A 6,720-nucleotide genomic window follows, 5' to 3' on the forward strand; every position below is an offset into this window, starting at 1 on the left:
GGCCCCGGACTCGGTGTCGGTCACGGTGTCGGACGAGGAACGACTGGCCCAACTGGGCTACACCCAGGTCCTCGCACGCCGTATGTCCGCGTTCTCGAACTACGCGGTCTCCTTCACGATCATCTCGGTCCTGTCCGGCTGCATGACCCTGTACCTGTTCGGCATGAACACCGGCGGCCCGGCGGTGATCACCTGGGGCTGGGTCGGGGTCGGGCTGATGACGCTGTTCGTCGGGCTCGCGATGGCCGAGATCTGCTCGGCGTACCCGACCTCCGCGGGCCTGTACTTCTGGTCGCACCGGCTGGCGCCGCCCCGGACGGCGGCGGCGTGGGCGTGGTTCACGGGCTGGTTCAACGTCCTCGGCCAGGTCGCGGTGACCGCCGGCATCGACTTCGGCGCGGCCTCGTTCCTCGCCGCGTACCTGAACCTGGAGTTCGGCTTCGAGGTGACGCCCGGCCGCACGATCCTGCTGTTCGCGGCGATCCTGCTGCTGCACGGCCTGCTGAACACCTTCGGCGTTCGCATCGTCGGCCTGCTGAACAGCATCAGCGTCTGGTGGCACGTCCTCGGTGTCGTGGTGATCGTCGGCGCCCTCGCGATCGTCCCCGACGAGCACCGCTCGGCGTCGTTCGTCTTCACCGAGTTCGTCAACAACACGGGCTGGGGCAGCGCGTTCTACGTCGTCCTCCTGGGCCTGCTGATGGCGCAGTACACCTTCACCGGGTACGACGCCTCCGCGCACATGACCGAGGAGACCCACGACGCGTCCACGGCCGGCCCCAAGGGCATCGTCCGCTCCATCTGGACGTCCTGGGTAGCGGGACTCGTCCTGCTGCTCGGCTTCACCTTCGCCATCCAGTCCTACGACGGCGCCCTGAAGTCCGCGACGGGGGTGCCGCCGGCCCAGATCCTCATGGACGCGCTCGGCGCCACCGCCGGGAAGCTGCTGCTCCTCGTCGTCATCGGCGCGCAGCTGTTCTGCGGCATGGCGTCCGTGACCGCCAACAGCCGCATGATCTACGCCTTCTCGCGCGACGGCGCGCTGCCGTTCTCGCACGTCTGGCACACGGTCAGCCCGCGCACCCGGACGCCCGTCGCGGCGGTGTGGCTGGCGGCGGGCGGCGCGCTCGTCCTGGGCCTGCCGTATCTGATCAACGTGACGGCGTACGCGGCCGTGACCTCCATCGCGGTCATCGGCCTCTACATCGCCTACGTGATCCCGACGCTCCTGCGGCTCCGCAAGGGCGACGCGTTCGAGCGGGGGCCGTGGCATCTGGGCCGCTGGTCGAGGACGATCGGCGTCATCTCGGTGACCTGGGTCTTCGTCATCACCGTCCTCTTCATGCTGCCCCAGCTCTCCCCCGTCACCTGGGAGAACTTCAACTACGCCCCCGTCGCGGTCCTGGTGGTCCTCGGCTTCGCCGCGATCTGGTGGACCGCGTCGGCCCGGCACTGGTTCCTCAACCCCGAGCACGAACGGAACGTGGCGCGGGCGAAGGGCAGGAAGGGGGCGCCGGAGCCGGTGGATCCGTAGGGCGGGGGCGCCGTCGGGGCGGGGCGCGCGGCGGGCCCGGGTGTCGCGAACGGGCGTCCCCGCCGGGCCCGCGCCCGCCTTTTCGCTCTGCTTCCGCCGATCTTCCGCCCGTTCTGTTCTGCGGCGAACCTTTTTGCGGCGCCCCGACGCGGCCGGGTCACCGATACCCGATCGGAGTCCCGGCCTCGTCCGGCTATGCTCGGGTAGGCAACATCGCCTGGGCCCTTAGCTCAATTGGCAGAGCAGTGGACTTTTAATCCATTGGTTGTGGGTTCGAGTCCCACAGGGCCTACGGTTCGCGGGTGAGGCACTGCCTCTCTGACCTGCGGTGCGGCGCTCGGGTCGGCTTCGGTCGGCTCGGGCGCCGACGTGTTTTCCGGGCCGGGTGAGCGGATGTGCGCAGGGGGCGCCCGCCCGTTGAGCCGGGCAGGCGCCCCCGCGGCGATGGATCAGGCGGGGCCGGGCGGTTACTCGCAGGCGGTGGTCGCCCCGGTCCGGGCTGCGGCGTTTTTCTTCGCGGCGGACGAGCCCGTGGACGAGGTGGAGTTCGGCTCGGCGTTCTGGAGGGCCCGCGCCAGGTCCGGGGCGCCCTTGCCGGTGAGTTGGTCCTCCAAGGAGTGGTTCGGGTCCTCCGGGTCGTCCTCGGCCTTCGCCGCGGCCAGGGCGCGGGTCGCCGACGTCACCGAGCCCTGGGACTCGCCCTGGCCGAGGACCTTGCCGTCGAAGGGGATGTTCGAGTCGCTGCCGAGTCCCCGCCACTGGCCGGGTGTCTCGTCGTCGCCCTCGGCGCACACCGGGGGCTGCCATTCGATGGCCATGACGTAGCTGTGCCCCAGCTCGATCCGGGGCTGGTCCTCGCCGGTCATCTTCTCGCGGTGGGCGGTGTCGCCGCCCGTGAACTGCCAGCCGTGCGCCACCCACGCGAACGACGCCGGCGCCGGCTTGTCCGGGGTGTCGCTGGACCAGAGGACGTCGTCGACCCGGAGGGTCACGTCGCGCAGGATCAGGCCCTCCCCGTGCTCGAGTTCCTCGGCCGTCGGGCTGATCTCCCGCTCGGCGACCGGTGTCACGGCGACCACGTGGTCGGCGTAGGTCACCCAGTCCGCCGCCGTCTGGCTCGGATGCCGGTCGCTGCCGTGCGCGACGATCAGACCGCCGGACGTCGCGGTCCCGCCGGCCGCTTCGGCGCGCGACGGGTCCCGCGCGACGAGGGCCGTCACGCAGACCGCCGCGGCGGTCACGGCGGCGGCCGTACCGACGAGTGTCGCGAGGTGTGTGACGCGGCTCAGCCGCCTCACACGGCGGTCGCCCTCACCGTCGGCCGCCACGCTTCCGGCCCCGTCCGGGGCCCCTTCCACGGTCTCGCCCCGCTGCGCGCTCGCGCCCCGCTCCACCTGGCCCGCGGTCTCGGCGTCCTCCACGGCGCGCCTCGCGGCCGCCGTGTTCCTCTCCACGTTCTCCATGCTCTCCCCCGTGTTTCCCGCGGCCCCGTCAGTAGTTGGCATTGATGTTTTCCCGGTTGTTCGTGCCGAGGCCGTCGGCGAACCCGGGTGTCTTCTTCATGCAGCCGAGCTTGGAGTCCTGGTTGGGCAGTGTGGGGGAGGCCTCGGCGCCGTGGAGCAGGCCGACGGCGTGACCCGTCTCGTGACAGGACAGGCCGGGGCTGTAGTGGCCGCCGCCCTCGATACGGACGTACTGCTGGTCGCACTTGAAGGCGCCGGGGCTGTTGTCGTTGCACCAGGTGAGACCCTCGTCGCTGCCCGGGACGGTGGCCTCGGCGTAGTAGATGTCCGTCTCCGAATCCCCGGTCCAGGAGGGCGAGGAGTCGTAGCTGACCTTCAGGTCGGTCTTGTCGTGGAACTCCTGGATGGCCACCCGGACGTTCGCCTTGTCGATGTCCTCCAGCTTGTCGTTGCCGCCGCTGTCCATGTAGTAGGTGACGTCGGCGTTGTCGGTGCGGCAGACGGTGCCGCCGGACATGCCGGTGAGGCAGCCGACGGTGTAGTTGTTCGTGGGGACGAGGTTGTCGGTCGCCGCGGCCCAGGTGACGGCAGCGGCGGCGATGACGGTGATGCCGGACAGGGCGACGGCGATGCCGGCCCTTCGGCGGTGGGACTGCACGGATCTCGGTGGTGCCGCGGAGGCTGGTGACACGGTTCCCCTCGTTTCGCTCGCGGTCGGGCTCGAGCAGCCCGAGGGGACGCGTGTCGCCGGTCCGGCGGGCGCGGGCGAACAGCCCGTGGCGGCCGCCGGACAGCGGGCGAGCGAGGTCTCGGCGAGGCATGGTCGGTCGGTCGCCCCGCCGAGATGTGGTCAGTTGCGTGTTTCCCCCGGGCAACTGGAGCCACGATTAGCGCACTTGTGTTCGCACGAGGTCAAGGGTTAATCGTTTCAAAGCGATTGGTATCAGCCACGTGTTTTCCGGCCGTCCGGCCGTCGGCTAGCCCTGCCCCGGCGTATCCCTCCACTCCGGAGGGCATTGGGTGCCCGCCGCTTCGGGCAGGCCCTGCTCGATCTTGGCTCGATACGACTGGAGTTGGTCGCCCTGGAAGACGTCCGTCTCCTGGTCCCGCCGTTCCGGGACGACGATCAGGAGGTGCTGCCCCTCCTTCCAGGGCTCGCGGAGGCCTGCCTCGGTGGGGTCCACCACGTCGAGGGTGATGCGTTCCGCGCCCCGGGCGGGCTTGATCCAGTCCTGGACGTCGAAGGTCACGACGACCCGGCCCGCCTCCGAGGACGGCTTCACGGCCACGACGTCCCCTTCCGCGATGGTCCGCCCGCAGGCGATCCATTCGAGGAGGGTCTGCCCCTTGCCGGACGCGTTCTCGCCGCCCCCCGAGTGATCGGAGCCGGCGTTCGTGGTCCCGCCGTCGATCAGGGTGGACCCGAGGACACCGGCGCAGAGCGCGGCGGCGGAGACGAGCCCCGCGAGGACGACCCTGCGCCGACGCCACCACACGCTTCCCGTACGGGAGTTCGGGCCGCCGTCCGGACCAGAGCCGTCGTCCGGACCAGAGCCGTCGTCCGGGCCAGAGCGGTCGGTCGGAACTGAGCCGCTGGCAGGAACTGCGCCGGCACCGGCCCGTTGCGGATCGGCGCCGCTCACCCGCCCCTCGGTGATGGATGTCGAGGAGAGAGGATCGGGGCGTGCCGCCTCCTCGCCGATCAGGGCGAAGGCCCGGCGCAGCAGGGCCTCGTCCGACTCGGGCTGATAGCTCACCTCAAATCACCTCCATCTCTCGCAGCCGTGCCCCGATGGCAGCGACCGCCGTGTGCAGCCGGCTCTTGACCGTGCCCTCGGGTATGTCGAGGAGCCGTGCGATCTCCCGTACCGGCAGATCCGTGTAGAAGCGGAGGGCGAGGATCTGCCGTTGTACGGCGGGCAGCCCTTCCAGCCCGTCCGCCACCGCCAGCGCCAGCAACCTGTCCTCCTCCGAGTGCTCCACCGGAGGGCGCTGCTGCCAGCGAGCGGCCAGCCGTTCGTGCAGGCCGGCGTCGCGGGCGCGGGCCCGGTGCCAGTCGACGGCGACGCGGGACGCCACGACCGACAGCCACGCCTGCCGCTTGCGGATCACCTCTCCGGTCTGCCGGGCCTGGGTCTCCAGCAGCTTCAAACGGACCTGCTGCACGCCGTCGTCGAGCTCGCCCCACGGGACTCCGCCGAGGAGCAGTACGGCACGCACCAGCTCGACGTCCGCGGCCTCCGACAGCGCGGCCCCGGACGGCATGGCCGCCGGCTCCGCGCCACGCCCGTCGGTGAGCCCCGCCGGTCCTGTTCTGTGCTTACGGACCATCCCCGCCTTCCCTCCTTTCTCATTCGACGGAGGACACCGAGGAAACGTTCGGGAGCGGGAGCGGGAGCGGGATCGGCAGCGGCGGTGATGACGCCTCTCCGGCAGCGGCCGTCGGCACCGAGTACGTGGGCAACGGCAGCGGCACGGTGTACGCGGTCAGGGCCTGATCTCCGGCACGCAGACAAAGACCCGGGGCCGGAATCCTCATCGGATTCCGGCCCCGGGTCTTTCAGTAGCGGGGACAGGATTTGAACCTGCGACCTCTGGGTTATGAGCCCAGCGAGCTACCGAGCTGCTCCACCCCGCGTCGTTGAAACCAGTGTACGTCATCCGCGGGGCTCGAAGCACACGGGTTTGTCGAGACCCCGAACACAGCCGTTCTCGGAGGGCCTGTTCCCCTCGTTCTCCCTGGCGTCCCCGGTCTCTCCTGCCCTCCCGTCCTCTGCTTGTCAGCCCACCAGATGCCGGTTCGGCTCCTTCGCCCGGTCCTCGTACTCCGGTACGACGACGACCACCGCGCCCTCCTCGGCCAGGACCGCGTTCCGGGCCGTGGCGTCCGGCACGAAGGTGTCCGGCTCGCGCCAGGCCGTGACGACGCGTCGTACACCGGCGTCGAGGATGAGCCGGGCGCAGGGGGCCGGGCGGGAGGCGCGGCGGGCGCAGGGTTCCAGGCTGCTGTAGACCGTGGCGGAGGCCAGGCGCGGGTCCGTGGGGTCGAGCTTGGCGAGGGCCGCCTCCTCGGCGTGGGCGACGGGGTCGCCGCCCTCGCGGGAGTGGCCGCGGGCCAGCTCCGTGCCGTCCGCGGCGACCACGACCGCGCCCACGCTGAACGCCGTCCCGGAGGGCGGACACTCGGCGGCCAGTTCGCAGGCCAGGGCCAGCCAGTGGCGGTCGGCGGCGGAGACGGTGGGGCCGGTGCCGGGGACCGAGGGGACGTAGCGGATGAGGACGATGTCGCCGACCGGTCGCGTTTCCACGAGCCGCAGCCGGCTCGTGGGGCCTCCGGGGTAGGCGCCCGTTCCGAACATCCGCGGCGCCTCGGCCTCGCCGACGAACACCGGTGCGACGGCCAGCTGCAGTTCGTCCGCGAGGCCCTGCTGGAGCAGTTGGGTGTGGACGCGTCCGCCGCCCTCGACCATCAGCCGCGCCACGCCGCGTACGTCACCGAGGTGGTCGAGGACGGCGGGCCACTCCAGGTCGGGGCCGACGGAGACCACGTCCACGCCGGACGGCAGGCCCAGCGTGCGGAGGCGTTCCACGCCCTTGTCCGTCGTGTACACCACCTTCTCGCCGCCGGCCTTCCCGAGTACCCGCTGAAGGTCACGGTCAGCGCGTCCGGCGATCTGGACCCCGAGGCCCAGTTCTGGCACACCGGCGGCGAGAAGGTGGTGT

6 protein-coding genes and 2 tRNA genes are annotated in these 6,720 nt (G+C 71.2%); 2 read left to right on the forward strand and 6 right to left on the reverse strand.

The genetic code is table 11. The features are described from left to right. Window positions 1–13 precede the first annotated feature (13 nt). Together AOK15_RS35920 and AOK15_RS35925 are read left to right on the forward strand one after the other, a co-directional pair. The gene (locus tag AOK15_RS35920; RefSeq protein ID WP_055522648.1) at window positions 14–1,534 is read left to right on the forward strand and encodes an amino acid permease; all 1,521 of its coding nucleotides are present in this window, start codon (window positions 14–16) and stop codon (window positions 1,532–1,534) included. Window positions 1,535–1,753: 219 nt separating this feature from the next. After that, window positions 1,754–1,826, forward strand: a tRNA-Lys gene (locus AOK15_RS35925). A gap of 175 nt (window positions 1,827–2,001) precedes the next feature. On the opposite strand, the gene AOK15_RS44525 is transcribed toward AOK15_RS35925, so the two are convergent. The 6 genes from AOK15_RS44525 to AOK15_RS35955 all read right to left on the reverse strand — a co-directional run. Then, complete coding sequence (locus AOK15_RS44525; protein WP_107099593.1) at window positions 2,002–2,997, reverse strand: hypothetical protein; 996 nt, start codon at window positions 2,995–2,997, stop codon at window positions 2,002–2,004. A 28-nt stretch (window positions 2,998–3,025) separates the two neighbouring features. Continuing rightward, window positions 3,026–3,655 (reverse strand): hypothetical protein, encoded by a 630-nt coding sequence (locus tag AOK15_RS35935; protein WP_240508752.1) that lies wholly within the window; start codon window positions 3,653–3,655, stop codon window positions 3,026–3,028. Window positions 3,656–3,974: 319 nt separating this feature from the next. Then, a complete protein-coding gene (locus tag AOK15_RS35940) occupies window positions 3,975–4,754 on the reverse strand; it encodes a hypothetical protein (RefSeq protein WP_055522643.1) in 780 nt (259 codons plus the stop codon). Between the two features lies 1 nt (window position 4,755). Next, complete coding sequence (locus AOK15_RS35945) at window positions 4,756–5,328, reverse strand: RNA polymerase sigma factor (protein ID WP_107099594.1); 573 nt, start codon at window positions 5,326–5,328, stop codon at window positions 4,756–4,758. 233 nt (window positions 5,329–5,561) lie between these two features. After that, a tRNA-Met gene (locus AOK15_RS35950) sits at window positions 5,562–5,635 on the reverse strand. Between the two features lie 142 nt (window positions 5,636–5,777). Then, window positions 5,778–6,720 (reverse strand): dihydrofolate reductase family protein (locus AOK15_RS35955; RefSeq protein ID WP_055522647.1); only part of this gene is annotated, 943 nt, incomplete at its 5' end.

The sequence above is a fragment of the Streptomyces ossamyceticus genome, assembly GCF_001418475.1.
GTDB lineage: Bacteria > Actinomycetota > Actinomycetes > Streptomycetales > Streptomycetaceae > Streptomyces > Streptomyces ossamyceticus.